This is a genomic window from Photobacterium sp. 53610, from assembly GCF_036409375.1.
GTDB lineage: Bacteria > Pseudomonadota > Gammaproteobacteria > Enterobacterales > Vibrionaceae > Photobacterium.
In genome coordinates this window covers 86,159-110,771 of record NZ_JAXOFS010000005.1, presented here as the reverse complement: position 1 = coordinate 110,771, position 24,613 = coordinate 86,159, and the positions used below count along the sequence as shown (strand labels likewise).

Annotated in this window: 28 protein-coding genes; 9 read left to right on the top strand and 19 right to left on the bottom strand. The window is 50.8% G+C overall.

Going from position 1 to position 24,613, the window contains the following annotated elements; translation table 11 throughout:
* Positions 1–139 precede the first annotated feature (139 nt).
* Entirely contained in the window at positions 140–781 is a 642-nt protein-coding gene (locus tag SPK40_RS14475) for an NAD(P)-dependent oxidoreductase (RefSeq protein ID WP_330960915.1), read from the bottom strand.
* Between the two features lie 131 nt (positions 782–912).
* Here SPK40_RS14475 and SPK40_RS14470 point away from each other — a divergent pair, with 131 nt between their 5' ends.
* On the top strand, positions 913–1,824 hold the full coding sequence (locus SPK40_RS14470) for a LysR family transcriptional regulator (protein WP_330960914.1): 912 nt from the start codon (positions 913–915) through the stop codon (positions 1,822–1,824).
* Positions 1,825–1,883: 59 nt separating this feature from the next.
* Here SPK40_RS14470 and SPK40_RS14465 read toward each other — a convergent pair whose 3' ends face one another.
* From SPK40_RS14465 to SPK40_RS14455, 3 genes are read right to left on the bottom strand one after another with little or no spacing between them, the layout of a single operon-like run.
* Positions 1,884–2,459 (bottom strand): NAD(P)H-dependent oxidoreductase, encoded by a 576-nt coding sequence (locus SPK40_RS14465; protein ID WP_330960913.1) that lies wholly within the window; start codon positions 2,457–2,459, stop codon positions 1,884–1,886.
* A gap of 60 nt (positions 2,460–2,519) precedes the next feature.
* Positions 2,520–2,885, bottom strand: a complete 366-nt coding sequence (locus SPK40_RS14460) for a MerR family transcriptional regulator (RefSeq protein WP_330960912.1) — start codon at positions 2,883–2,885, stop codon at positions 2,520–2,522.
* 49 nt (positions 2,886–2,934) lie between these two features.
* Positions 2,935–4,797 carry a sigma-54-dependent Fis family transcriptional regulator gene (locus tag SPK40_RS14455; protein WP_330960911.1) on the bottom strand — a complete coding sequence of 621 codons (1,863 nt, stop codon included), beginning with the start codon at positions 4,795–4,797 and terminating at the stop codon, positions 2,935–2,937.
* A 233-nt stretch (positions 4,798–5,030) separates the two neighbouring features.
* On the opposite strand from SPK40_RS14455, the gene SPK40_RS14450 reads away from it, so the two are divergent.
* From SPK40_RS14450 to SPK40_RS14425, 6 genes are read left to right on the top strand one after another with little or no spacing between them, the layout of a single operon-like run.
* Complete coding sequence (locus SPK40_RS14450) at positions 5,031–6,122, top strand: ABC transporter ATP-binding protein (protein WP_330960910.1); 1,092 nt, start codon at positions 5,031–5,033, stop codon at positions 6,120–6,122.
* A complete protein-coding gene (locus SPK40_RS14445; RefSeq protein WP_330960909.1) occupies positions 6,122–7,258 on the top strand; it encodes an ABC transporter ATP-binding protein in 1,137 nt (378 codons plus the stop codon). Before SPK40_RS14450 ends, SPK40_RS14445 begins: the two co-directional genes overlap by 1 nt.
* On the top strand, positions 7,248–8,117 hold the full coding sequence (locus SPK40_RS14440; protein WP_330960908.1) for a carbohydrate ABC transporter permease: 870 nt from the start codon (positions 7,248–7,250) through the stop codon (positions 8,115–8,117). The genes SPK40_RS14445 and SPK40_RS14440 overlap by 11 nt, the downstream gene beginning before the upstream one ends.
* A 39-nt stretch (positions 8,118–8,156) precedes the next feature.
* A complete protein-coding gene (locus tag SPK40_RS14435; RefSeq protein ID WP_248142952.1) occupies positions 8,157–8,957 on the top strand; it encodes a carbohydrate ABC transporter permease in 801 nt (266 codons plus the stop codon).
* 23 nt (positions 8,958–8,980) lie between these two features.
* Complete coding sequence (locus tag SPK40_RS14430) at positions 8,981–9,253, top strand: DUF2160 domain-containing protein (protein WP_248142953.1); 273 nt, start codon at positions 8,981–8,983, stop codon at positions 9,251–9,253.
* A gap of 22 nt (positions 9,254–9,275) precedes the next feature.
* Positions 9,276–11,003, top strand: a complete 1,728-nt coding sequence (locus SPK40_RS14425) for an ABC transporter substrate-binding protein (RefSeq protein WP_248142954.1) — start codon at positions 9,276–9,278, stop codon at positions 11,001–11,003.
* A gap of 77 nt (positions 11,004–11,080) precedes the next feature.
* Here the strand turns inward: SPK40_RS14425 and SPK40_RS14420 are convergent, their stop codons facing one another.
* The 5 genes from SPK40_RS14420 to rimJ all read right to left on the bottom strand — a co-directional run bounded on the left by SPK40_RS14420 (position 11,081) and on the right by rimJ (position 14,661).
* Positions 11,081–11,851: a hypothetical protein gene (locus SPK40_RS14420; protein WP_330960907.1), complete on the bottom strand. Its 771-nt coding sequence runs from the start codon at positions 11,849–11,851 to the stop codon at positions 11,081–11,083.
* 138 nt (positions 11,852–11,989) lie between these two features.
* Positions 11,990–12,622 (bottom strand): hypothetical protein, encoded by a 633-nt coding sequence (locus SPK40_RS14415; protein ID WP_330960906.1) that lies wholly within the window; start codon positions 12,620–12,622, stop codon positions 11,990–11,992.
* A gap of 368 nt (positions 12,623–12,990) precedes the next feature.
* Positions 12,991–13,557, bottom strand: a complete 567-nt coding sequence (locus tag SPK40_RS14410) for a hypothetical protein (RefSeq protein ID WP_330960905.1) — start codon at positions 13,555–13,557, stop codon at positions 12,991–12,993.
* A 70-nt stretch (positions 13,558–13,627) separates the two neighbouring features.
* Entirely contained in the window at positions 13,628–14,065 is a 438-nt protein-coding gene (locus SPK40_RS14405; protein ID WP_330960904.1) for a GNAT family N-acetyltransferase, read from the bottom strand.
* Positions 14,066–14,121: 56 nt separating this feature from the next.
* A complete protein-coding gene (gene rimJ / locus SPK40_RS14400) occupies positions 14,122–14,661 on the bottom strand; it encodes a ribosomal protein S5-alanine N-acetyltransferase (protein ID WP_330960903.1) in 540 nt (179 codons plus the stop codon).
* Between the two features lie 193 nt (positions 14,662–14,854).
* On the opposite strand from rimJ, the gene SPK40_RS14395 reads away from it, so the two are divergent.
* Positions 14,855–15,328, top strand: coding sequence for a peroxiredoxin (locus tag SPK40_RS14395; RefSeq protein WP_330960902.1), 474 nt, complete (start codon positions 14,855–14,857; stop codon positions 15,326–15,328).
* 77 nt (positions 15,329–15,405) lie between these two features.
* Here SPK40_RS14395 and SPK40_RS14390 read toward each other — a convergent pair whose 3' ends face one another.
* The 8 genes from SPK40_RS14390 to SPK40_RS14355 all read right to left on the bottom strand — a co-directional run bounded on the left by SPK40_RS14390 (position 15,406) and on the right by SPK40_RS14355 (position 19,804).
* On the bottom strand, positions 15,406–15,852 hold the full coding sequence (locus SPK40_RS14390) for a GNAT family N-acetyltransferase (protein ID WP_330960901.1): 447 nt from the start codon (positions 15,850–15,852) through the stop codon (positions 15,406–15,408).
* Positions 15,853–15,862: 10 nt separating this feature from the next.
* Entirely contained in the window at positions 15,863–16,372 is a 510-nt protein-coding gene (locus SPK40_RS14385) for a DUF2867 domain-containing protein (RefSeq protein WP_248142962.1), read from the bottom strand.
* A gap of 63 nt (positions 16,373–16,435) precedes the next feature.
* Positions 16,436–16,891, bottom strand: coding sequence for a GNAT family N-acetyltransferase (locus tag SPK40_RS14380; protein WP_330960900.1), 456 nt, complete (start codon positions 16,889–16,891; stop codon positions 16,436–16,438).
* 21 nt (positions 16,892–16,912) lie between these two features.
* The gene (locus SPK40_RS14375; RefSeq protein WP_330960899.1) at positions 16,913–17,830 is read right to left on the bottom strand and encodes an alpha/beta hydrolase family protein; all 918 of its coding nucleotides are present in this window, start codon (positions 17,828–17,830) and stop codon (positions 16,913–16,915) included.
* Positions 17,831–17,841: 11 nt separating this feature from the next.
* Entirely contained in the window at positions 17,842–18,216 is a 375-nt protein-coding gene (locus SPK40_RS14370; RefSeq protein ID WP_248142965.1) for a nuclear transport factor 2 family protein, read from the bottom strand.
* 54 nt (positions 18,217–18,270) lie between these two features.
* Positions 18,271–18,726 (bottom strand): GNAT family N-acetyltransferase, encoded by a 456-nt coding sequence (locus tag SPK40_RS14365; protein WP_248142966.1) that lies wholly within the window; start codon positions 18,724–18,726, stop codon positions 18,271–18,273.
* Positions 18,727–18,735: 9 nt separating this feature from the next.
* The gene (locus SPK40_RS14360) at positions 18,736–19,428 is read right to left on the bottom strand and encodes an HD domain-containing protein (RefSeq protein ID WP_330960898.1); all 693 of its coding nucleotides are present in this window, start codon (positions 19,426–19,428) and stop codon (positions 18,736–18,738) included.
* The gene (locus SPK40_RS14355) at positions 19,418–19,804 is read right to left on the bottom strand and encodes a GFA family protein (protein WP_330961054.1); all 387 of its coding nucleotides are present in this window, start codon (positions 19,802–19,804) and stop codon (positions 19,418–19,420) included. Before SPK40_RS14355 ends, SPK40_RS14360 begins: the two co-directional genes overlap by 11 nt.
* Before the next feature lie 462 nt (positions 19,805–20,266).
* On the opposite strand from SPK40_RS14355, the gene SPK40_RS14350 reads away from it, so the two are divergent.
* Positions 20,267–21,172, top strand: a complete 906-nt coding sequence (locus tag SPK40_RS14350) for a LysR substrate-binding domain-containing protein (protein ID WP_248142968.1) — start codon at positions 20,267–20,269, stop codon at positions 21,170–21,172.
* Positions 21,173–21,304: 132 nt separating this feature from the next.
* Here the strand turns inward: SPK40_RS14350 and aspA are convergent, their stop codons facing one another.
* Both aspA and SPK40_RS14340 read right to left on the bottom strand, forming a co-directional pair.
* Complete coding sequence (gene aspA / locus SPK40_RS14345; protein WP_248142969.1) at positions 21,305–22,735, bottom strand: aspartate ammonia-lyase; 1,431 nt, start codon at positions 22,733–22,735, stop codon at positions 21,305–21,307.
* A gap of 440 nt (positions 22,736–23,175) precedes the next feature.
* Complete coding sequence (locus tag SPK40_RS14340) at positions 23,176–24,465, bottom strand: dicarboxylate/amino acid:cation symporter (protein WP_330960897.1); 1,290 nt, start codon at positions 24,463–24,465, stop codon at positions 23,176–23,178.
* Between the last annotated feature and the right edge of the window lie 148 nt (positions 24,466–24,613).

Below are 24,613 nucleotides of genomic sequence, written 5' to 3'. Positions count from 1 at the left end.
AATGAATCATTGGTTGAATTCAATGGCTTTTCACCAAACGTAAATGAAATATAGGCAGAAATGATTGATCACGAAGGAGAAATGACAAAAAACGCAGCCGAAGCTGCGTTTTTAAACTCAAAGGCAGTGAGTTTCAGAATCAGGCGTAAGCCAGAGTAAAGCGGCGGTTCAGGTGCGCCGGAGATTCCAGCTCATCAATCATCGCTTTCGCGTAATCTTCAACAGAGATCTGGCTGTTGCCACTGGCATCAGCCAGCAACTGATCGGTACCCAGCTGGTACTGACCGGTCCGCTCGCCCGGGGCAATCATGGCTGCCGGAGATAGCATCGTCCAGTTGACGTTCTGCTGAGCACGCAGCTGGTTCAGTGCATATCGTGCCCCTTCCGCAGTCGCTTTATATTCATCCGGAAACGCAGGCGTATCAATCAGCAGCACGCCCGGTGCGACTTCCAGAGAACCGGCACCGCCGACGACCATCAGACGCTTCACATCCGCTGAAGCCGCTGCTGCCAGAATGCTGTCGAAACCTTTTGCAAAGTAACCACCCACATCGGCCTGCGCATGGCCTGAGAATGCGCTCAGCACGGCATCAAACCCTTTCAGTTGTGCTGTCAGTGCATCAGTATCCTGCACGTCGGCTTTCATGACGGTCAGACCTGGCTGCGTTGCCAGTCGCTCCGGACGACTCACCAGAGCCGTCACCTGATGGCCACGGCTCAGCGCTTCTTCACGCAGTGCTGAACCAATAAAACCGCTGGCACCAATAATCGCAATATTCATCGTGTTGTCCTCATTTATTTCTTATTCATAGATACTGTGTCTAGCTGATGAACACATTGTGCGATCAATTATTGATTTGAAAAATAGTCCATTCGATAATTCACTGTTATTGAATCCATAACAGTGAAGCCATGAACAACGAACTCGATCTGAATACTCTGCCACTCTTCATTGCCACCGTGGAAGCTGGTTCCTTCACAGCAGCAGCCGATAAGCTGGGGTGCACCAAAACCAAAATCAGTCTGAATATCAAAGCGCTGGAAAATCATCTCGGTGCGGTGCTGTTCAACCGCACGACCCGGCAAGTCACCCTGACCGATGCCGGTCATCAGCTTTATCTGGCCTGTCAGCCACTGCTGGCAAAGCTGGGCGAGACACTCAGCGAAGCCGGTACCAGCGCACAGGCCTTATCCGGCACACTGCGGATTACTGCGCCGGTTGATCACATGGCGCTGATGCTCGCCCCTGCGGCTGCTGCATTCGGAAAACGCCATCCGGGACTCACGGTTGAGCTTCGAAGCGGCGATAAGGTATCGGATATGGTGCGGGAAGGCATTGATCTGGCGATCCGGATGGGCTGGCTGAAAGACTCCAGTCTGCGTGCCCAGAAACTGGGGGAGTTCGAACAGCGGGTCATGGCCTCAGCCGGTTATTTAAAGGAAATGGGCGCTCCGAAGCATCCCAGCGAGCTGAAACATCACCAGTGGATTGAGTTCTCTCCGCTGCCGAGCGCACTGACCTGGACCTTTGAAAAAGCCGGTGAACGAGTTCAGGTTCAGATGCAGAGCAGTTTCCGGGTCGACAACACCAGTGCCATGCGAAGCCTGATCAAAAGTAACGCCGGATTATCCGTCATCGCCATGCATTTAGGCGAAGATGAGCCAGATCTGGTGCCGCTGTTTTCCGACTGGCAATTGCCCCGTGGCGGCATCTACGCGGTGTTTCCGCCTGGCGCTTTTATTCCGGCAAAAGTCAGAGCTTTTGTTGATTTTTACCGGCAATGGCTCACTGAACGGACGGCTGAAGCAGACAGCAAGCCATAAACAGGCTGGCAGATGACTGCCAGCCTGACGACTAAAATGAACCGTGAATAGATAAGCCTTTAAATTCCCCCGGCACCCAGAGTTTTCACTGTGCTGACCCAACCTGCGCGCTCGGCTTCAGTGGAGAAAATCACCGAGCCGAACAGCGTGGTTTCGGCAGGAGTCACGCCGCAAAACTGCAGCGTAAAGCGATCGAGCTGTGTAAGGACTGGCTGGGCCTGCTCCCGGAGCATCTCCGGCGGTGCATCCATCGTCAGAATGATCCGTGCCGTTTTCCCCCGTAGCAACTGAACCGGCGCCGGGTGATCGGCTTCAAACCGAAATGCAGATCCCGGCAGAATGGCCCGGTCGATCAGCCCTTTGAATTTTGCGGGCAATCCGCCCCACCAGACCGGTGAGATAATCACGATATGATCAGCCCGTTTCAGTTGCTCCTGGAAGTCTTGCAGGCAGGGTTCAAGCGGCTGAATGGCATCGTAGCCGCTGTCCAGGCTGGGCTGGAAATCCATCTCCGGCAAATCAAAACGCCGGACGTCAAAGTGTTCCCGGGCTTCAATCTGATATTGGTCGGCAAGCAAACGGGACAGACTCTCCGCTTTTGGATTGGCGTTCAGTAACAGGATGTTTTTCGACATGATTACCTCTCATTCTTCAAGATTCAATCATGAGTCTACCGTCTGCCCTATAGGGCAGAGTCAAGCGTTCTGCGGAGACGTTCGAGGACAGGTATCAATCGATTGGATGCATTGCTCCACCTGCTGAATCTTCCGGGCCAGTAACGCCTGTTCCGCAAGTAAGCGCTCCCTGACATCCTGTAAAAAACAGTGAATCCGTCCCCAGTCGATTTCGCCCTGATGATAGTGAATCACGCCTTTCAGGCGATTCAGCGTCACGCCCAGTTGCTTTGCTTCTGAGATCAGCTGCAATACCTCGACATCAGCTTGTGTATACACCCGGTAGCGACCCAGTCTTGACGGGGTACGAATCAATCCCATGTCTTCATAGAGCCGAATCGCTTTGACCGACAACCCGGTCTGTTTTGAAACTTCGCCGATGTACACTGTGCTTCACCCGTTCTGGTTCATCATTGGCCTGATTGTCACACATTCCTCACCCGTCATGCCACAAACCCAGCTGTTTCAGGCGCTTGTACACAGTATTCCTGCTCACACCCATGGCCTCCGCGGTTTTGCTGACGTTCCGGCCCAGTGCCCGGTAAACTTTCGGCAAAGCCGTCTGCCAGTCTTCTTCCAGTAATTCGGGTTCAATGTCGTCCTGTTCCCGGACGATGCCTTTCAGATCCCAGAAGAAGTCATCAGGTAAGTGCGAGGTTTCGATCATTTTGTCACCGGCGAGCGCGATAGCCACACGCAGCACATTATGAAGCTGGCGGATATTGCCCGGCCACAGGTGGGACGCGAACAACTGCATCACCTCATCACTGACAGAAACCTGCGCACCGCCGGAGGTCAGCTCAACCAGCACACTTTGCACGACGGACGCCATATCCTGACGCTCCCGGAGTGCCGGCAGCGTCACCGTCAGGCCATTAATACGGTAATAAAGATCGTCCCTGAATTCCCTCAGTTTGATGGCATCGCGCAGCGACTGATGCGTGGCACAGACCAGCCGGAAATCGACCGGATAACTTTCACTGCTCCCCAGCGGGGTCACGCACTTTTCCTGAAGCACCCGCAACAGCCTTGCCTGAGTCGGCAGCGGCATATCACCAATCTCGTCCAGAAAAAGGGTCCCGCGATCGGCACGGCGGATCAGGCCGGGGTTGCCTTTCTGATTTGCGCCGGTAAATGCGCCCTTCACATAACCAAACAGTTCTGACTCCACCAGCTCGGATGGAATCGCCGCACAGTTCACAGCCACCATGTCGGCAGCCGCTCGCGAAGACGATGCATGCAGGGCGCGGACAAACACCTCTTTCCCCACCCCGGTTTCCCCCAGAATCAGTAAAGGAATATCGCTGTCGGCGACTTTCTGCGCCAGGCTCACGGCTTTCGCCATTTGCTTGTCGCCGGTATCCAGTTCGGTCAGTAAGCGTTCACCTGGCTGCTGTCCCGACTTATCTTTTAAAACTGCATCGGGATCGGCAACAGATTCGGCGCAAGGCTGGGCAGGTGATTTGATCCGGGCAAATAATGGAATCGACACCAGACCGTTCAGGGGCAGCACGCGGGCCGGATCAGCCGTTTTCATCTCAGACAATGGCAGACCCGCCACCATGTCCATGGTGATCCCGGCCAGTGGCTGCCCCAGCAGCAAATCTGCGCGGCGGTTGGCCGCCACAATTTGCCCCTGATGATCAAACACCAGCAGTCCGGCCCACTGGCTGTCGAGGTTATCCGGGCTGGTATTCAGAACGCATTGCCAGAAATGCTGCCCATACGCAGCCCCCATCAGATGATTTTCAATCGCCTGTGACATCACTTTGACCATGCCGTGGATCTGCGTGGTCGGCAGGTAGGCATCGCTGGCGATACTGAGTATGCCCACCAGTTGGCGGTGCGGGTCGAATACGGGCGCAGCTGAACCGCTCATCAGACGATTCTGCACCAGAAAGTGTTCATCACGGCGGATATCCATAATCTCCCGGGTTTGCAGCGCAAGCCCAATGGCTGTGGTGCCGATTGCACGCTCCTGCCAGCAGCTCCCCGGTTCAAGCAGCGCACCCGGCATGTGCTGTATAAAAGACGGATGCCCCCAACGCGCCAGCAGGAAACCGTCCTGATCGGTCAGCAAAACCAGACTGTTCGCGTTCGCCAGCATGCTGTGATAGCCCGGCAGAACTTTATCCCGCGTGACTGACAACATGACATCGGCCTGCGCCAGTTTCTGCTGCCACTGCGATTCATCCGGCAGGACAACCGCAGGCGTATCCTGGCTGGTGAGCCCGTAACCCCGGCAACGTTGCCAGGATTCGGCCACCAGATGTTCATTGCGCTGCTTTTCTATCGTCATGTCGCAACCTGTCACTGGCTTTCATCCCTGTCCCCTGCTGACTGAACGCTCAACATTGTTCACAGACCGTTCACAATCAACACTGCTAAACCGGGTCTGTCTGGCCCGCATCATTCAGGGAAAAATGAAGTTCATGAAAAATCAGGCAGATAACGCCCTGTTCAATTGTTAAATAATTGTGGCACATTTTTCGCCTGATGCTGTGCAGGATGAATTACGGAGCCCGCAGCAAGATGTCGCTGAAACTGGAGAACATTTCCCGGAAAGTCGATGGCGAGTACTGGATCAAAAATGCCAGCCTGGAGCTGGAACCGGGTTCTTTCAATGTGCTGCTGGGCAGAACGCTGGCGGGCAAAACCAGCCTGATGCGTCTGATGGCCGGGCTGGACCGACCCAGTCAGGGGAAGATTTACTTCAACGGTCAGGATGTGACTGGTATTCCCGTGCGGGAACGCAATATCTCGATGGTGTATCAGCAATTCATCAACTACCCAAATATGACGGTCTACGACAACATCGCCTCCCCCCTGAAACTGGAAAAATTACCCAAGGCACAAATCGATGAACGGGTCATGCAGACAGCCCGGATGCTGCACATTGAAGAATATCTGAAACGCTACCCGCTTGAACTTTCCGGCGGACAGCAGCAGCGCACCGCCATGGCCCGGGCACTGGTCAAAAATGCAGATATCATTCTGTTCGACGAACCTTTAGTGAACCTTGATTACAAGCTGCGGGAAGAATTACGGCAGGAAATGCGCGCACTGTTTGCGGCCCGCAACACCATTGCCGTCTACGCCACCACAGAACCGAATGAAGCGCTGGCGCTGGGAGGCAATGTGGTGCTGATGCATGAGGGGGAGATTATCCAGTCCGGTCAGACCCCGGTGGTCTATCACAACCCGGCCACCGTGGCCTGCGCTGAGCTGTTTGGCGAGCCGCCGATTAACCTGATAGCAGGCAAAGTCAGCCAGCACACGGTGTCATTCTCGGATCATATCCATTTTGCGCTGAATGACGATCTGGGCGATCTGCCCCCGGGAGACTATGTATTCGGCATTCGCCCCAACCACCTGACGCTGGTGCCGAACCGCGATGATGATCTGGAACTGGCCGTGGATGTTGAGCTGGCAGAAATCAGTGGCAGCGAAACCTTTCTGCACGTTTCCAACCGTGAACTGACCCTGGTGCTGCACTTACCGGGCGTTCATGAATACGCTGTGGATACCCGGATCAATGTCTATGTCCCCACCCACAAACTCTATGTATTTTCACAGGACAAGCAGCTGATTCAGGCTGCCCGCTCCGGCTGGGAGATCCGCTGATGGCTGAAATCCGTCTTGAGTCGCTGGCACACAGCTATACCCCCCATCCCACCCGCGACAGTGACTACGCGATCCGGCGGATGGATCATGTCTGGGAAGACGGGGGCGCGTATGCGCTGCTCGGCCCGTCCGGTTGCGGCAAAAGTACCATGCTGAACATTATTTCCGGCCTGCTGACCCCTTCTGAAGGCGAGGTGAAATTCAATGGCGAAGTCGTCAACGAACTGGCCCCGCAGGAGCGTAACATCGCCCAGGTATTCCAGTTTCCGGTGATCTACGACACCATGACGGTATTCGACAACCTCGCCTTTCCGCTGCGTAACATGAAAACACCGGAAGCCAAAATCCGCAGCAAAGTGAAAGAAATTGCCGAGATTCTTGAGCTGACACCTGTGCTGAATAAGAAGGCACGCAACCTCAATGCCGATGAGAAACAAAAGGTGTCCATGGGCCGCGGGCTGGTCCGGGATGATGTCTCCGCCATTTTGTTTGATGAACCCCTGACGGTCATCGACCCGCAGCTGAAATGGAAGCTACGCCGAAAGCTCAAACAAATTCATGAGCAGTTCAATCTCACCATGGTTTACGTCACCCATGATCAGCTGGAAGCCGCCACCTTTGCAGACAAAATCGCCGTAATGTACGACGGCAATATTGTCCAGTTCGGCACACCGCGAGAGCTGTTCGAGCGTCCGAACCATACCTTTGTAGGCTATTTCATTGGCAGTCCCGGCATGAACCTGCTGGCGGTTGAGCGGGACCCTTCTCGCGAACATCTCAATTTCAAAGGGCTGAAGATCCCCGTTTCGGCCAGCCAGCAGGCGGCGCTGAATCAGACGCAGTCGACTCAGCTTCAGTTGGGGATTCGTCCTGAGTTTGTGCAACTTTGGGACACACAACGCGAAGACAGTTTTCCCGTGACCGTGACCCATACCGAAGATCTCGGCACCTATAAAATCGTCACTGTACTGCTGGCAGAGACCCCGCTCAAAATCCGTCTGGCAGAAGGAACGCCGGTGCCGGACCGTGAGGCCTGGGTCAGTTTTCCCGGCCAGTGGCTGAAACTCTACGCTGATGAATATCTGGTGGGAGAGAGTCGTGGCAATAACAATGCCGGAGGCGACGATGCAGCATAAAACTGAAAACAACAAAGCGTGGTGGCTGGTTGTCCCGGTCTTTCTGCTGGTGGCCTTTTCCGCCATCGTGCCCCTGATGACGGTGGTGAACTACTCCATTCAGGATATTTTCGATCAGAACACCGCTTATTTCGTCGGCACCGAATGGTACAAAGAAATCCTCAATGATTCCCGGCTGCATGATTCCCTGCTGCGCCAGTTCATCTATTCCACCTGTGTCCTGCTGATTGAAATTCCGCTGGGGATTCTGGTGGCCCTGACCATGCCCAGCCGCGGCATGAGAGCCTCGCTGGTGCTCATCGTGCTCGCCATACCATTGCTGATTCCCTGGAATGTGGTGGGAACAATCTGGCAAATTTTTGGCCGGGCAGATATCGGGCTGCTGGGCTGGTTCCTCAATACGCTGGGCGTGGATTACAACTACGCCTCGAATCCGGTCGATGCCTGGGTCACGGTGCTGGTGATGGATGTCTGGCACTGGACCTCTCTGGTTGCCCTGCTCTGTTATTCCGGCTTACGCGCCATTCCCGACGTTTATTATCAGGCCGCCAAAATTGACCGGGCCTCCAACTGGGCCGTTTTTCGCTATATCCAGTTACCAAAGCTGAAAAACGTCCTGCTGATCGGCGTGCTGCTGCGCTTTATGGACAGCTTCATGATCTATACCGAGCCCTTTGTGCTGACCGGGGGCGGCCCCGGTAACGCAACCACGTTCCTCTCTCAGGCGCTGACCAAAATGGCGGTCGGTCAGTTCGATATTGGTCCGGCCGCAGCGTTCTCCATCATTTATTTCCTGATCATCCTGCTGGTGTGCTGGCTGTTCTATACCTCCATGACCCTGATAGATAAGGATAAATAAGATGGATCAGGAGAACTAAGTTGAATAGGGAGAAATAAGATGCAAACCCGGAAAACTGTCGGATTGCTGCTCTATATCCTTTTTCTGTTGCTGCCGATTTACTGGCTGCTCATGATGTCGTTCAAGACCAATGAGGAAATCCTCGGCGGGCTGTCATTCTGGCCGCAGGATTTTACCTTTGCGAATTATGCCGTGATCTTCACCGATCCGTCCTGGTACAGCGGCTATCTTAACTCGCTGACTTACGTCTCGATGAATACGGTGATTTCCTTGCTGGTCGCGCTGCCAGCCGCTTATGCTTTTTCGCGCTACCGTTTCATTGGCGACAAACACATGTTCTTCTGGCTGCTCACCAACCGGATGTCTCCGCCGGCAGTATTCCTGCTGCCTTTTTTCCAGCTCTATTCTTCTGTCGGCCTGTTTGACACCCATATCGCCGTCGCACTCGCACACTGCCTGTTCAACGTTCCGCTGGCGGTATGGATTCTGGAAGGCTTCATGTCCGGCGTGCCCAAAGAAATTGATGAAACCGCCTACATCGACGGCTACAGCTTTCCACGCTTTTTTGTCCGGATCTTTCTGCCGATGATCCGTTCCGGCATTGGCGTGACTGCCTTTTTCTGTTTCATGTTCAGCTGGGTCGAGCTGTTGCTGGCCCGGACACTGACCTCAGTGAACGCCAAGCCCATTGTCGCCACCATGACCCGGACCGTCAGTGCATCCGGCATAGACTGGGGCGTGCTGGCGGCGGCCGGAGTACTGACCATTCTTCCCGGACTGCTGGTGATCTGGTTTGTGCGAAACCATGTCGCCAAAGGCTTTGCTCTGGGCCGGGTATAACAGACGTCAAGAAGGAGAGAACCATGAAGTGGATGGCCTGGACACTGCCCAGTGCACTGTTTTTTATTTCTATCGCCGGCATTTTGCTGACGATGACCCTCTTCGAGATCCTCCGGCCCTGTACCGAACGGAAAGGCTTTCTGCCGATCAGCACCACCCGGGGCGATCGCCTGTTCATCGGCCTGCTCAGCAGTGCCTATATCCACCTGCTCTTCATTGGCATAACCGACCTGTCTATCTGGATACCGTTTACGCTATCCGTGCTGTGGCTCGCGATTGTGCTTCGTTGGGGTTAAGACAAAACAAAGGAGTTCAATCATGAACCGGAAACACCCTGTACCGAAACCCACCACGCTTGGACTGATCGTGACCCTGCTGCTGTCCCCGGCAGCCTGGGCAGACCAGTACAGCGATGCAGCAAAGAAATGGGTCAACGATGAATTTGCGCAATCGTCGCTCAGTCAGGACGAGCAAATGAAAGAGCTGGCCTGGTTTACCGAAGCGGCCAAACCATTTCGGGGCATGGCAATCAAAGTCGTCTCGGAAACCATCACCACCCACGAATATGAGTCGAAAGTGCTGACCAAAGCCTTCGAGGAAATCACCGGCATCAAAGTCACCCATGACCTGATCCAGGAAGGGGATGTGGTGGAAAAACTGCAAACCGAGATGCAGTCCAACCGCAGTATTTATGATGCCTACATCAACGATTCCGATCTGATCGGGACCCACTTCCGCTACGGTAAGGTCATCCCCATCAGCGATTACATCACCGGTGAAGGGAAAGACGTCACCCTGCCGACCCTGGATCTGAAAGACTTCATCGGCCTGAGTTTCACCACAGGCCCGGACGGCAAAGTTTACCAGCTGCCCGACCAGCAATTTGCAAACCTGTACTGGTTCCGGGCCGACTGGTTTGAACGCAAAGATTTGCAGAAACAGTTTCAAGACCTTTACGGTTATGAGCTGGGTGTACCGGTCAACTGGTCCGCCTACGAAGACATCGCGGAATTCTTTACGGATCATGTGAAAACAATCGACGGCCAGCGCGTATACGGCCATATGGATTACGGTAAGAAAGATCCGTCATTAGGCTGGCGATTTACCGATGCCTGGTTCTCAATGGCTGGTGCCGGTGATAAAGGACTGCCAAACGGCAAACCTGTCGATGAATGGGGCATTCGCGTCGATGGCTGTCGTCCGGTCGGTTCCAGCGTTGAACGGGGCGGAGCCACCAACGGTCCGGCAGCCGTTTACGCGACCACCAAATACGTCGACTGGCTGCGTAAGTACGCGCCACCGGAGGCACAGGGCATGACCTTCTCTGAAGCAGGTCCGGTCCCGGCGCAGGGGAATATCGCTCAGCAAATTTTCTGGTATACCGCTTTCACTGCCGATATGACCAAACCGGGGCTGCCCGTGGTAAACCCGGACGGTACGCCAAAATGGCGGATGGCACCGTCTCCCAAAGGCCCGTACTGGGAAGAAGGCATGAAACTGGGCTATCAGGATGCCGGTTCCTGGACACTGATGAAATCCACCGATCCCATGCGCCGAAAAGCCGCCTGGCTGTATGCGCAGTTCACGGTGTCGAAAACTGTGTCGCTGAAGAAAACCCTGGTCGGCCTGACGCCGATTCGTGAATCGGATATCAACACCGACATCATGACGCAGGCAGCACCGAAGCTGGGGGGGCTGGTCGAATTCTACCGCAGCCCGGCCCGGGTTCAGTGGACCCCCACCGGCACCAACGTCCCGGATTATCCGAAACTGGCGCAACTCTGGTGGCAGTATATTGCAGAAGCCGCCAACGGAGAGAAAACGCCACAGCAGGCGCTGGACGGTCTGGCAAAAGCGCAGGATCGCGTCCTGCAACGGCTGGAGCGGGCCAATGTCCAGGGTGAGTGCGGTCCGAAACTCAACAAGCCGAGAGATGCGGAATACTGGCTCTCACAACCCGGCGCACCCAAAGCTAAACTGGCAAATGAGAAGCCCAAAGGCGTCACCATTCAGTATGCAGAACTGCTGAAATCCTGGCAGCAGTAAAAAAGGGATGTAAAAAACAAGGGAGGCGATTGCCTCCCTTGATGTTGAAGTCATGACTGTGGAATCAATCCCAGCCTTTATTCTGTGTAAATCAGAAACAAGTAATCACGGCTCTCAATGATATCTTGCAGCTCTTGTCTGATATCGGGATCTTCCGTGTATTCAATTGCATCGTCTTCCATGCTTGTGATGGTGAAGAAATGATCAATGAAATGATTTACTTCGGTGTGACTCAACAGCTTAGTTTTTTGATAACAGAGCCACGATGCGCCAATCCCGTAAAACTCGAAGCCATAGGTCTTACGCAAATACTCAGACATTTCATAAATGTCATTCGGCTCCATATCACAGCCAAAATACCCGTTTGGCAAAGCTGTTAAAGCCAAAGGACTGTGATCAACCGGCACAACAATAAAGTAAATATCTTTATCTAAAACCTCAATTGGATTGAGATTCGCTTGCTTGAATAAATCATATTGTTCATATTCCAACCTGTACGATTCAAATTCAACGTGTTCTGGAACAAACGCTTTCTTGAAGTTAAATTCCCGAATTTTAAATTTCAAATCAATGGACAGATTTTCATAATCTTCATCGGACTGGACACCAAACGGCTCCGCCAGCGCTTCATAATCATCTAAATCAGATAAAATTGTCCGATGCAAAGATGTGTAGCGCGCTTGATGGTAGTCATCCAGGGTAATCAAGATGGTGTGATCTTTATATGTTTCCTGAAGTTGCTGTCGATACGTGAGGATATCATCAAACGAGGTGACATTTTCAGCCACATAAGTAAGACAGACTTCCACGGCATCGCGATGATCATTGGGAATCTTTTTTAATGTCATGGTGATTTTCCTCAGTCAACTGACTTAAAGTGATACATTCACTCGAACTTAAATTCACCCTGTCATGCTCACGCATGGCTGGGTGAGTAGAAATAATGTAAAACGCACTTCGCGATTGATACCCAGAAAAATAAGGTCTTAAAGCACACTAAAGTTACTTCCAGTCGCAATTAAGACAAGGAACAAAGAAGTCAGTGAGACGAAATAGACGCCATCTAAAACAATCGCAGCAGGAGTCACAACCATCTTACCGACTTTTTCTAAATTGGTGTCAAATGTCTTGATTTTTATATTCAGCGGATTTTCCAACACTTGAAAAGGCAATTGCCCTTCCACTTCATATCGTTTTGCTGTAAACAAAAAATCTTTACTGTCCTTCAGTAAATTGCCCTTATTCTTCCAAAGCAGGCCCATATCCATGTATTTTTTTTCCAAAACAGGATCTATGGGTCGGGAGAGATCGATATCAGGTGCAAAAATGACCCGACCTTGAACCCTACCTTCCGGATTGAGCGTTAAATCCCAAAATGAGGTCTTCATTTCCAACTGACGGCTCGCTTGCGCATAATCACAAAGTAAGCTTTCGCATTGAATGATATAGCTGTATTTTTCCCCTGAAATCAGCAGAACACCTTCTTTCGGATTCAGATAAAACCCTGAGATAGTTTCATCGTAATAAGGTTCTTTCCAAAGCGCTGTTCTGAGTGGGCCACTGCATCCTGTCAGGGAGACAATTAAAAGCATTACAACACTGCGTCGAAACCAATCCATCCGCTGTTTCTCCTGAAATTAAACGCTGGCATTCCTCTCAAGCATTGAAGGAATGATTCAAAGGAAAATGGGATTTTCCAACGAACAAATAAAGCGACCTTTTGAATTACAACAATAAAAAATATGCATCCCATTCAATATTACGAATAGATACCAGGATGCATGTGAGGTGTGCAGTTGAGGAAAGGATAAAAAATCAGGCTGCAACCAGGCCACCTGATTTTTCTGTAGAACGAAGGCGCTGACTTCGAATCGTGGATTCCGGACACACCTGACTTTGTGATTGAGCCGTAGAATACCACCTTGCGGGTCTTTGCTATCTAAATACGCGGACTGCGCAAACAAATCAGCACAAGATATCACGATGCTTATTGATTTACTCTTACATAACCTTCCGGACATGGATGTTCTGTTTTTCTCGTATCGCAAACAAACACAGAAGCCATAAACTCATGCCATACTTTCAAATCTTCTTCAGTTGGCTCGCCGTACCACGTTTTCTCAGTCATATACGTCGAATCATTCCCTGTCGTCACTTTATGGATGCTATAAGAATAAAAATTTTTTCTTTCGCAAGTGACTGACCAGGTTAATGAATAATATCCATTCTCTTTTTGGTCATCATTAATCACACTTGTGAATTTTTCGCAATGTTGTTTCAAATAGCTATCAGTCACAGATCTCACGGCATGCGGGTAAGTCACTCTGCTAAGGGAAATCGCGACACGGATGGATTCTTTTTGCTCATTTTTCCCTTTTCTCCAGACAGTTTCAGACGGGCCACTCCGGCCACTGGGATGTGTCGGCCAATTCTCCCCGGGAAAAGGCAATTTCAGAATCAGATTTTCATTGGTGAGTACCTCTGGCGGTTGAGAAGCACATGAAGTCATCATCAGCGCCAGCAAACAGACCGAAATAACCTTTTTCAACATCATTTCCTCTCATTGAAATCATCACGCCCAGACATGCTTTGCCTGCGTACTGCTATATCTGAAGCCATGTCCGTTACTCTGCCTGCACCGCCTGATACACATCAGGCTGCCAGATTTCCATAAAACTTTCCGGATGCTGAATTGGCCGGAATCCGTACTGCGCATAAAGACCGTGCGCGTCGCGGGTTGCTAGCACCATCCGTCTGAGCCCCTGTAAATCCGGATGACGAACGATGTCATCCATGAGCTTTTTGCTCAGCCCCTTGCCCCGGTGTGCATCACTAATAAACACATCCGCTAAGTAAGCAAAAGTTGCTTTATCCGTGATCATCCGGGCAAAACCGACCTGTTCCCCAGTGGCCTGATAAATCCCGAAACAGAGGGAATGTTCGATGGCTTTTTTCATCACGGTTTCCGGAATATTTTTTGCCCAATAGCTGTTGGCCAGAAAACCGTGTATAACCCTAAAGTCCAGTCGGGATTGGTCGGTACTGATTTCATAATCCTGCATGTTCTCCTCCTTGAAAGAACCACTCATTCTGTCTGTTTTCAGATGAAAGCAAGTATTTACTGATATGCTCTGACTCTGGCTGTCAGGACATGATCTTCCCATTGCCCGGCAATTTTCAGATATCGTCTGGCGTAACCTTCTTTTTCAAATCCCAGTTTTTCTAAAACATTTGCACTGCGTTCATTGGCAGGCATGTAATTAGCCATAATCCGGTTCAGCCCCACGTCATTGAACATATATCGCATGGCAGCTTCCAGAATTTCCTGCATGAATCCCTGCCCTTCATACTTTTTCGCAATCGAATAACCCAGATAGCACGCCTGAAACGGCCCTCTTGCCACCCCGGTAAAATTGCAAACACCCACGACTTCGGTTCGTGCTGGATTTAGCGCAACAAAACGGTATTCGCTGCCCGCGTCAAAGGCCGCTTGCGCATTCGACAACTGCGTCTGCCAGTTCGGTAAGGTCAGGTAATTTTCGTCCCGAAGCGGTTCCCAGGGCGCTAAATGGACCTGATTGTCCCGGTAATAAGCCAGCAACAATCCTGCATCATCGGCCGGTAAGATTTCTAATCGGGTTCTTGGGGTGGCTAACATATTCTTTCCATGAAATGTCGAAGTGTCCCGCAAAAGGATATGGGAAGGCATCAGTATAATAGAGCGCCAGTGCATATCAAGCGGGTTTCATCAGGTTAAAAATGGATAACCCTATCTTTTTTCTGTGTTTCTTACGGTGAAATCAGACTAGACTGAATTGAATCTCATTGATGATGAAGAAAGGAAATCAAACATGATCCAGCAAGGCCAGAAACTCCCGAATGCCACGCTCAGTGAACTGACCAAAGACGGCATGGTCAATCATGACATCACCGAGCTGTTCGCCGGCAAAAAAGTCATTCTGTTTGCCGTACCGGGCGCATTTACACCGACTTGTTCTGAGTCTCACCTGCCAGGTTATGTGGTCCATGCCGACCAGTTGAAAGCCAAAGGCGTTGATCTGATTGCCTGTGTTTCTGTGAACGATGCTTTTGTGATGCAAGCCTGGGGCGAAGCACAAAATGCATCTGAAATCATGATGCTGGCCGACGGTGACGGCAGTTTCACCAAAGCGCTGGGCCTGGAAATGGACACCGAGAAATTTGGTGGCATTCGTTCACAACGTTACGCCATGCTGCTCGACGATGGTGTGGTGACCCGGCTGAATATTGAAGCACCGAAAGAATTTGAAGTCAGTAAAGCAGAAAAACTGCTCGAACTGCTGTAATTCAATCCGGCTGTGCAAAAAACGGAAGAGTCATCTTCCGTTTTTTTGCAGTGAGCTTTTTCCCCTGACCTGTACTATCATTCACCCTCGAGATCGGTGATCGAGAAATGATGACTGGCGATATTAAAGCCCTGACGCAGATAAAACCGGTGCGCGGCAAATCGCTGAACGCCAGAGTCGAGATGCAATTGTCCGCATCCCTGCATCTGACCATAATCTTTCAGCCATTGAATAAGGCAGTCGCCTCCCCCCTGACTGCGGTGATGCTGATCCGTGACCAAATCATCCACATAAATCGCCTTGCCCCAGGCCAGTTTTTCAGTGACAACAAAGCCCGCCACACCCAGTACCTGAACGCCGGATTTCACGTAAACGATCTGATAGCCCTGTGCCAGCTGTGTTTGAATTTGACCCAGCAGCGATGTCCGGTCGTATTGAGGCCGGAGTTGCAGCAACACATCCAAGACGGCCGGTAAATCAGGGGACTTCTCGAATTCAGGCGTTTCTAATAAATGTACGTTCATGAAGTTCTCTTTACAGCTGATTTTCTGCGCGTTGCAGTTTTTTAAGGGACGTCGGCACAATCACTTGATGGACTGGCGCAACAAAAAACATGTACAGTTTACCAAGCCAGTTTTTCACCTGAACGACAGTACTGGCATGAACAGTTGCTGTTTCACCAGCAGGCTCAACAAAAAAAGAGACTCTGACATCCAGGTGCTTATCCCGGTCTTCTAAAATAATCTCCTGGTCGGAAACCGAATAAATTGAAAAAATGCCTACTTTGTCTCCGGCCCGGTACTCTGCATTCGGTTTAGCGGCATCGATATCTGCCATGTGACCCAGATTTTTCAATCCCAGGAAGCCAACAATATAATTGCGTAACGCCATTAATCGATTCACCCAGGAAGGTGTCTCTTTGACGAGCACAAAATAAACATCAAGCGCAGACTGGTTACGATAAGGGATTGTGGTCGAATGACTATCAAAGAAATAAGCGTCTTTTAGCAGTGTATGCATGCCGGATTGTGCAGGAAGCGTCATGATGAATCTCCTTTTCGTGAAATGAATTTCAAATATCAGTTCAATCGTTCTCCGTGGCCGGACTCAAGCGTGAACCGAAGATAAATCCAGCACCATCGTGACCTGATCCACGCCTTCTCCGAAACCATTGTGAACCACGTTTGTCACTACGAATCCGTATCGGGCATAAAAACCCTGTGTATGCTGTGAAGTTTCAATTTTGACGCTGTCGGATAAGTTTTCAGACCGGATCCAGTCTAACCGGTATTCGGTCAGTAAAGCGCCCAGACCGCAATGATGGTGAGCTCGGTGCACCAGCCCCCAGCATAAATAACTGATGTCCTGATAAACACTGACACCGCCGCAGCCAATCACCTGCCCTTCCTTCATCAACACAAAATAAGGTGAATTCAGTGCCTGGGTATCCAGAAACGCCATAAATTCATCCAGTTCCGATGCGGCAAAAAACTGGTCCAGGTTACTCTTGAATGCCAGAACACAATCATCTTTATGCTCGGCTGAATACTTCACGATTTCCATGTCTAAACCATCAACATTGTTTTATTGACGTAAGGTCGCCAGCCAGAGTCTGATGTCCTGAACCACCTGCCCGGTATGGCTCTGCCCATGCTGATCCTGCAACCGGTGATCCAGACTGGCATAAATCCGCGGCTGAAGGTTTGGACGGACCTCTTTCAAAGCCTTTACCATGACCGTAAAAGAAGCAGGATCAACATTGGTATCCTGCCCGGCCTGAATCAGCAGCAAAGGCACAGTCACTTTCGCCAGAACAGATTGCTGATCGATGGTCAGCATCTGTTTCCACCACGGAAAACCATGGCCGCTCACGGTGATATCCATAGCTTCATTCTGCACCACAGACTGGGCAAACTGCCGAAATCCGGCTTCCGCTTCCTGATAAGCTTCCGGCGGCATCTGAGAGCGCATGTTATAGAGAACATCATCAATGAAATAACGCCCTCCGCCATTGAGTGACACCACCGCATCAACCTGCTCACTGTCAGTCCCCAGCAGATGAGCAACCAGCGCGCCTTCACTGCCGCCAAGCACAATCACTTGCCGGTATGGCTTGCTTTGGGTCAACTGCTTGATCACCTGACGATAATCACTTGCGCGTTGCTGCGGGGAATCATGTTTCAGATAAAGTTCGGGACAATCATCCCGCTCAGCGTCCGTGCGCCAGACCAGCCGCTGATCAATGCCGTACTTTTCTACCGTAAGAATATCTGCATCATCAATGACCTGACTGAACTGACGATTGATCCTGTCGTTGTGATACACGCTGTTGCAGTCTGAGCCCTGAACAAGCACCAGCAGCTTGTCCCCCTCAGTCTGTTTCAGATAATAAGTAATGGGCGAACCGTCAGCTCTCTGCAACGTTTCACCGGCAGCCGGGCCGGAAAAGGCAGAAGACAAAGTGAGCATGCCCAACAAGGTGAAACTCAAGAACTGACGCATTTGAACTCCCGTTAAACAATCAGACTGGAATGGGCTGCTTTGACCTGTAACTTGCCGTTTTTCTTCAGCCAGATCCGAGTGAACCTGAAGCGTCCATTCGCCGCTTCACCATCATAGGTGCCGGTAATATCGGTTCTGACATTCACAATCGTAAAAGTACCGACCTGATAAAACATCTCGTCAGACACTTCAATTGACTGAATATTCAGCTGGCCCGATGCATGCACGGACAGATCATCATCCCGGGTTAAACGCTGTCCCAAATGATTGGTAAAAATCAGATCTTCCGCGAGTAAGTCAGTCAAGACATCGGTGTCTGAGGTAAGCATGGCTTGCTTTAATTTTTCTTCTGCGCTTCTGACTTCATTGAGCAATATGTTATTCATGTGTCTCCCTTTGGCTCCGTTCAGGTATTTTCCTGATTCATCCGGACGGGGAATTTACAGTTTCATCTTCATTCCCTGATGACTGGCCGTAAACCCCAGTTTTTCATAAAACCGGATTGCATCCGGCCGTAATTTATCGCTGGTGAGCTGTATCATGGCGCATCCTTTGCGCTTCGCGCTTTCAATCGCGTATTCAAACAGTTTTTCGCCACATCCCAATCCGCGATAAGCCGAGTGGATGCGCACACCCTCAACCAGACAACGCCAGCTGCCCGTCAAGGTCAGTGAAGGAATATAGGTCAGCTGTAACATGCCCATCACCTGCCCTTCATTTTCGGCAAGAACCAGACTGTTATTCGCATCCGACTCAATCGCCTGAAACGCAGAGAGATACGCCGGGTTCAGTGGTACTGAAGTGTCTTCGCGCTGGCTGCCCAGTATGTCATCCGCCAGCATCCCGATCAGATGTTCTAAATCTTCAGATCTGGCTTCCCTAAACCTTAATTCCATCAACTGTCCTCACTTGTGTTCGCCAGACGGCACAACGAATTCGCCATCAATTTCGCCCTGTAGCTGCTGCAAAAAATCCCGCATATATTGTGTTCGCCGTGTGGCTTCTTCCCGGCCTGAAGGTGTATTCATCTGCTCAGACAACCTGTAAAGCTTGCGGTAGAAATGGTCGATGGTATAAATGTCATCATCAGGTTCCCGCGCACCGCAAAACGGGTCTGCCGCCTCATACAGTGCACGACCTAAGCTGGAACTGACCTGAACACAGCGTGCAATCCCAATTGCACCGAGCGCATCCAAACGATCGGCATCCTGCACAATCTGAGCTTCCAGTGTTTGCGCCTGAACATTGGCGCTGAAACTGTGTGCAACAATGGCGTGGTGAATGGCGTTCAGGTACTGAACCGGATAGCTGATTTCTTCCAGAAAATAAACCGCTTCCCCCGCTGCAATACTGGAACTTTCTCGGCGTTCCGGGTGTTCTTTCCCGTAGGAAAAACAGTCATGCAGATAAGCAGCAGGCACAACAACTTCTGCGATTGCCTGTTCTTTCCGGCACAGGCTTTTTGCGGTACGCACAACTCTGCTGACATGATTCATGTCATGGGCAAGATCCTGCTTCATTTCGCGTTGAATGAAAGCCAGAAACTGACGTTCAAAATCATGAAGTTGTGCTGCTGATAGGACCACGTCAGTTCCCATACTCTTGGTCCGATGGGTGGTGAATCCCGTCGTAAATTTTGACCGGCTCCAGTTCATATGGATTCACGCCTTCCAGGCAAGCCACATTGATCGCGAACTGGTGGGGATTGGAGCGACGCTGATGATGGGTATAAATTCCGCAGGTTTTACAAAAGTAATGTTTCGCCGTCATCGTATTGAACTGATAGAGCGAGAGGTTCTCTTCCCCTTTGACAATTGTCAGATTTTCCAGCAGTACGGAAGCGGCAATCGCGCCTCTTTTTCGGCACATTGAGCAGGAACAACGACGCGGATCTTCCAGACCATTCGGCATCTTCAGTTCAAGTACGACAGCACCACAATGACAACTCGCTTTGTGAGCTGGCTTAATTTCCACAGGCATGCCCCTCTCCCCGAAAAATTGAAACGAAAACCCAGCGGAGCAGAACCTGCAGCCCCGGGGCTCTTTTAGTTTTTATCTGTTTTAGTCAGTCTTTGTCCGACCAACCCACAAACATGTGAGTCAAACGCTTAGCATGTCATGCATCTTACGTTTTTATGCATTTTGTTTCATCTCAAAAAATCATGTGAAATTTGATTCTGTGCGATTACGCAATAAGCTGCGCAACAATCTGAAATCAACAGGACAGAGACCAAAAGCATCCAGCTTCAGACCGACGAGTGAATCTGCCTTCCCATTCCAGGCAAACAAAAATGGTGTGGCTGGCTGATTCAAAGCATTTATTTTACAAAGTGGCATGGGATTAAAAGGGCTGGATTTGGTAATCTTATCCGGAAATCGCTCGCTCTGAGCCAGGTCTGCTGACCTTTACTCTTCGATAAAACAGCCTTTGATTAAATGAAAAATATCGAAACCAAATGGTTGCAAGATTTCCTGACCCTTGCGGAACTCAGGAATTTTTCACATGCAGCTGCCATACGAAACGTCACTCAGCCTGCTTTCAGCCGCCGGATCAAATCACTGGAAGCTGAGCTGGGTCTGAATCTGATTGATCGCGGTAAAACACCGATTGAACTCACCCTGCATGGCAAACAGTTCAAAACGACGGCTCAGTCGATCCTTCAGCAACTGGATGATGAGGTGAACCGGCTGTCCGGCAGCTCATTTCTGGGCCGCCATACCGTACGGATCAGCTCATCCCATTCGATGGCCATCAGTGTGTTACCGAAATTACATACCTGCCTGTTTAATCCGGTGCTGAATACCCAGCTTTCTGTGGTGGCCAATGAAGTCGATGAAGCGGTGAAACTGCTGATTGACGGAAAATGTGACTTCCTGTTTTCGTTTTATGAAGACCGGCTCCAAGTGGCGCCTTACCGGTCGATTCACCTCGGCCGCAGTTATCTGTACTGCGTTTCTGCCGTCGATGAACATGGCAAAGCCCTGTTTGATCCGGCTGAAAATGATGCCGTTCCCTGTCTGGATTACACCCCGGAAAGTTACATGGGACGCGCCTTACAACGCTCGAACCGGGTCCTGACGCAAAATACAGTGTGTACGTCTTCCATGACCGACTTTATCAAAGCGCTGGTAATGCAGGGGAAAGGGATCAGCTGGCTGCCGGACTATGCGATCAAAGACGAGCTGGCTGCAGGGCGTCTGCAAATTCTGTCGGCACGGGAACCGGTGCCGCTCGATTTATATGTCTACCGTTACCACTCCCGCTTGCATGCAACCTGTGAAGCCATCTGGAGTGCAATGAGTAAAATGAGCCCGATTGACGGACTGCTGGGCAGAGATTAAAACCAGATACTGAAGGCATAAAAAAACCCTCCCTGAAACAGGGAGGGTGTAGGGTGAAGGTGAATCCTCTTCCCCGGCACATTCAGGACACGGGGATACCGAGGTACAGACCTTTCGTTATTATTCTTGAACTTAGTTATACATTTTTGCTTTATAAGACGGGCGCATCAGGTTTTGTGCGGAGAAGATATCGTTCAGTTCCTCTTCGCTCAGCAGACCCCGCTCCATTGCAACTTCCTTCACGCTGCGACCCGTCTCGGCACAAATCTTACCGACGATATCCCCTTCATGGTGACCAATATAAGGGTTCAGGTAAGTTACGATACCGATTGAGTTAAAGACGAAGTCTTCGCAGACCTGACGGTTCACCGTAATTCCGGAAACACATTTCTCCGCCAGGTTAATACAGGCATTGCTCAGCAGGCTGATAGATTCAAACAGCGCCTGACCAATCACAGGTTCCATCACGTTCAGCTGCAGCTGGCCGGATTCAGCGGCCATCGTGACGGTTGTATCGTTACCTATCACTTTGAAGCAGACCTGATTCACGACTTCCGGAATGACCGGATTCACCTTGGCAGGCATGATTGAAGAACCCGCCTGCATTTCCGGCAGGTTAATTTCATTCAGACCGGCACGTGGACCCGAAGACAGCAGACGCAGGTCGTTACAGACTTTCGACATTTTTACGGCCAGACGTTTCAGGGCCGCGTGAACCGTCACGTAAGCACCACAGTCAGAAGTTGCTTCAATCAGGTCTTCAGACGGCACGCAGTTCAGGCCCGTCACATCCGCAAGATATTTCACGGCCAGAGCCTGGTAACCCGCCGGAGCATTCAGACCGGTACCGATAGCCGTCGCACCCAGATTCACTTCCAGCAGCAGGGTCGCCGCGTAGTGCAGGTTCTTAATTTCTTCTTTCAGCAGAATACTGAACGCATGGAATTCCTGACCGACTGTCATCGGAACCGCGTCCTGAAGCTGGGTACGGCCCATTTTCAGAACGTCTTTAAATTCTTCACTCTTGGCATCAAATGCAGCCTGCAGCTGTTCAATTGAGCCCATCAGCTTGATGATGCTGTTGTAAACCGCAACCCGGAAGCCGGTTGGATAAGCACAATTAGTCGACTGACTCTTGTTCACATGATCATTCGGGTTGATGATGTGATATTCACCTTTGTCATGGCCTTTCAGTTCCAGTGCAACGTTGGCAATCACTTCGTTCGCATTCATGTTGACCGAAGTACCGGCACCGCCCTGATACACATCAGAAATAAACTGATCCATGCACTTTCCGGTTTCCAGAATCAGATCACAGGCTTCAATAATGTAGTGACCGACATCCGCTGGAATCGCGCCAAGTTCCATGTTGGCTTTTGCCGCTGCTTTTTTGGTGAACACCATGCCACGAACAAATTCAGGGATATCTGAAATGCGCATCGTTGAAATGTTAAAGTTCTCGTAGGCACGCAGGGTATGGATGCCATAGTAAGCAGAAGCAGGAACTTCACGTTTGCCGAGCAGGTCTTCTTCAATACGTACCTTTTGGGCATTGTCTAGCATAGTGGTCACCTTTGACTCATGACAGAAATAAGATTTACCAAAGCCACCTCAGGTGCTTGGGTGTCAGTACAATGTTCTTTTTCCTGTTCGAAAGGAAATGCTGAAAAGTAAGCCACAATGCAATTAATGCATAGCTGAAGAGATTGCATTCACCCGACATTTGTTGTTAAGAATATCGGAATGACAGCATATATTCTTCTTTTGGATATTTAGTCACAACCTGCTGTTTCAACAGCATGAATATATCCGCCTCAGACAGGCGTCCGGACAATCATGCAAAAAAGACACCGCAGGAAAGTATATTTTTTACATCGTAAATTAAATCATTTGTTCCAAAAGGAGATTTATCTCACTTTTCTCAAAACCGCGAGACCAGAGATAAAAACAAGAAGGCCAGCACAAATGGCTGGCCTTCTGTTCACATTCAGATCTGAGTAGATTTATGCGGCTTCTTCGCCCGCCATCAGATTCGTTTTATCAGTGCTGTGATAGATGTTGCTGTCCAGCTCACCTTCACTGCGGCCGACCAGGACAGCCACCATCAGGTCACCACAAACGTTCACTGTAGTACGGGCCATATCCAGAATCCGGTCAATCCCGGCAATGATAGCCAGACCTTCCATTGGCAGACCAACTGTGGTCAGAACCAGAGACAGCATAATCAGGCCGGCACCCGGAACACCAGCTGTGCCGATCGAAGCCAGCGTTGCCGTCATCACAATGGTCAGGTAATCCGCAAATTCCAGATCCACACCAAAGGCCTGTGCAACGAAAATCGCCGCAACGCCCTGATACAGCGCCGTACCATCCATGTTGATGGTCGCCCCCAACGGCAGCACAAAGCTGGAAACGCCTTTCGACACACCCAGCTCTTCGCGGGCACATTTAATGCTCGCCGGCAGCGTGCCTGAACTGCTGGTGGTGGTAAATGCCACCGCTGCCGGGGTCAGAATCCCTTTGATATACGGCACCGGATTCAGACGACCAACCACTTTGATCACGGCAGGATAGAACAGCAGAACGTGCAGCAGACTGCCCAGATAAGCCACGCCAATCACTTTGAACAGCGGCAGCAGAATCTCCAGACCGTACTTACCCGCAACCCAGGCCATCAGACCAAAGATGCCGTAAGGAGCCAGTTTCATCACCAGTTCAGTCAGCTTGTACATCGCCTCGGCCAGGCTTTCGAAGACCTGCACGGCTGGTTTACTCTTTTCACCACACAGATTCAGTGCAACACCCAGACCCAGAGCGAAAACGATAATTTGCAGAATGTTACCCGCGGCCAGTGCACTGATAGGGTTGTTCGGAATTAAACTGAGCAGAGTCTGCACCAGGGTCGGTGCTTCTTTGGCTTCCGCAGCTGTCGCAGCCGCCGTCATTTCCAACCCGGCTCCCGGTGCCAGCAGGCTTGCCAGTCCCAGACCGATACTAATCGCAACGGCAGTGGTGGAAAGGTAAATCACAATCGCTTTCGCACCGATGCGGCCCATCTTGCGGGTATCCTGCATTGAGGTCACACCCACGACCAGCGAACAGAAAACCAGCGGGACAATCAGCATTTTGATTGCATTAATAAATAAGGTGCCGATTGGCTTCAGAATTTCAGCATCCGGGCCCAGAATACTGCCGGCGACCACCCCCAGAATCATCCCGATCAGTATCTTTTTCCATAAGGCGAGTCTGCCCCAGACGCCTTTTGGCGACGACTTCATGCTTGCTTGCTCCATGTTTTTTCCTCTTCCATTGACAGAAATCAGGATCTCCCTGTTTCTGTTTCGCTGTTGTTTTCAGGGTTTGTGGACCCTAAGACCAGAACGGGCCATCCCATTCCTTAAGAGGATGAAACACTGCAAGCATGATGCCACTCTGCACGTG

What these genes read in the sequence shown, in the direction of transcription:
- SPK40_RS14475 (WP_330960915.1), bottom strand. Translation starts at nt 781, where the DNA reads ATGAATATTGCGATTATTGGTGCCAGCGGTTTTATTGGTTCAGCACTG.
- SPK40_RS14470 (WP_330960914.1), top strand. Translation starts at nt 913, where the DNA reads ATGAACAACGAACTCGATCTGAATACTCTGCCACTCTTCATTGCCACC.
- SPK40_RS14465 (WP_330960913.1), bottom strand. Translation starts at nt 2,459, where the DNA reads ATGTCGAAAAACATCCTGTTACTGAACGCCAATCCAAAAGCGGAGAGT.
- SPK40_RS14455 (WP_330960911.1), bottom strand. Translation starts at nt 4,797, where the DNA reads ATGACGATAGAAAAGCAGCGCAATGAACATCTGGTGGCCGAATCCTGG.
- SPK40_RS14450 (WP_330960910.1), top strand. Translation starts at nt 5,031, where the DNA reads ATGTCGCTGAAACTGGAGAACATTTCCCGGAAAGTCGATGGCGAGTAC.
- SPK40_RS14445 (WP_330960909.1), top strand. Translation starts at nt 6,122, where the DNA reads ATGGCTGAAATCCGTCTTGAGTCGCTGGCACACAGCTATACCCCCCAT.
- SPK40_RS14440 (WP_330960908.1), top strand. Translation starts at nt 7,248, where the DNA reads ATGCAGCATAAAACTGAAAACAACAAAGCGTGGTGGCTGGTTGTCCCG.
- SPK40_RS14435 (WP_248142952.1), top strand. Translation starts at nt 8,157, where the DNA reads ATGCAAACCCGGAAAACTGTCGGATTGCTGCTCTATATCCTTTTTCTG.
- SPK40_RS14430 (WP_248142953.1), top strand. Translation starts at nt 8,981, where the DNA reads ATGAAGTGGATGGCCTGGACACTGCCCAGTGCACTGTTTTTTATTTCT.
- SPK40_RS14425 (WP_248142954.1), top strand. Translation starts at nt 9,276, where the DNA reads ATGAACCGGAAACACCCTGTACCGAAACCCACCACGCTTGGACTGATC.
- SPK40_RS14420 (WP_330960907.1), bottom strand. Translation starts at nt 11,851, where the DNA reads ATGACATTAAAAAAGATTCCCAATGATCATCGCGATGCCGTGGAAGTC.
- SPK40_RS14415 (WP_330960906.1), bottom strand. Translation starts at nt 12,622, where the DNA reads ATGGATTGGTTTCGACGCAGTGTTGTAATGCTTTTAATTGTCTCCCTG.
- SPK40_RS14410 (WP_330960905.1), bottom strand. Translation starts at nt 13,557, where the DNA reads ATGATGTTGAAAAAGGTTATTTCGGTCTGTTTGCTGGCGCTGATGATG.
- SPK40_RS14405 (WP_330960904.1), bottom strand. Translation starts at nt 14,065, where the DNA reads ATGCAGGATTATGAAATCAGTACCGACCAATCCCGACTGGACTTTAGG.
- rimJ (WP_330960903.1), bottom strand. Translation starts at nt 14,661, where the DNA reads ATGTTAGCCACCCCAAGAACCCGATTAGAAATCTTACCGGCCGATGAT.
- SPK40_RS14395 (WP_330960902.1), top strand. Translation starts at nt 14,855, where the DNA reads ATGATCCAGCAAGGCCAGAAACTCCCGAATGCCACGCTCAGTGAACTG.
- SPK40_RS14390 (WP_330960901.1), bottom strand. Translation starts at nt 15,852, where the DNA reads ATGAACGTACATTTATTAGAAACGCCTGAATTCGAGAAGTCCCCTGAT.
- SPK40_RS14385 (WP_248142962.1), bottom strand. Translation starts at nt 16,372, where the DNA reads ATGACGCTTCCTGCACAATCCGGCATGCATACACTGCTAAAAGACGCT.
- SPK40_RS14380 (WP_330960900.1), bottom strand. Translation starts at nt 16,891, where the DNA reads ATGGAAATCGTGAAGTATTCAGCCGAGCATAAAGATGATTGTGTTCTG.
- SPK40_RS14375 (WP_330960899.1), bottom strand. Translation starts at nt 17,830, where the DNA reads ATGCGTCAGTTCTTGAGTTTCACCTTGTTGGGCATGCTCACTTTGTCT.
- SPK40_RS14370 (WP_248142965.1), bottom strand. Translation starts at nt 18,216, where the DNA reads ATGAATAACATATTGCTCAATGAAGTCAGAAGCGCAGAAGAAAAATTA.
- SPK40_RS14365 (WP_248142966.1), bottom strand. Translation starts at nt 18,726, where the DNA reads ATGGAATTAAGGTTTAGGGAAGCCAGATCTGAAGATTTAGAACATCTG.
- SPK40_RS14360 (WP_330960898.1), bottom strand. Translation starts at nt 19,428, where the DNA reads ATGGGAACTGACGTGGTCCTATCAGCAGCACAACTTCATGATTTTGAA.
- SPK40_RS14350 (WP_248142968.1), top strand. Translation starts at nt 20,267, where the DNA reads ATGAAAAATATCGAAACCAAATGGTTGCAAGATTTCCTGACCCTTGCG.
- aspA (WP_248142969.1), bottom strand. Translation starts at nt 22,735, where the DNA reads ATGCTAGACAATGCCCAAAAGGTACGTATTGAAGAAGACCTGCTCGGC.
- SPK40_RS14340 (WP_330960897.1), bottom strand. Translation starts at nt 24,465, where the DNA reads ATGGAGCAAGCAAGCATGAAGTCGTCGCCAAAAGGCGTCTGGGGCAGA.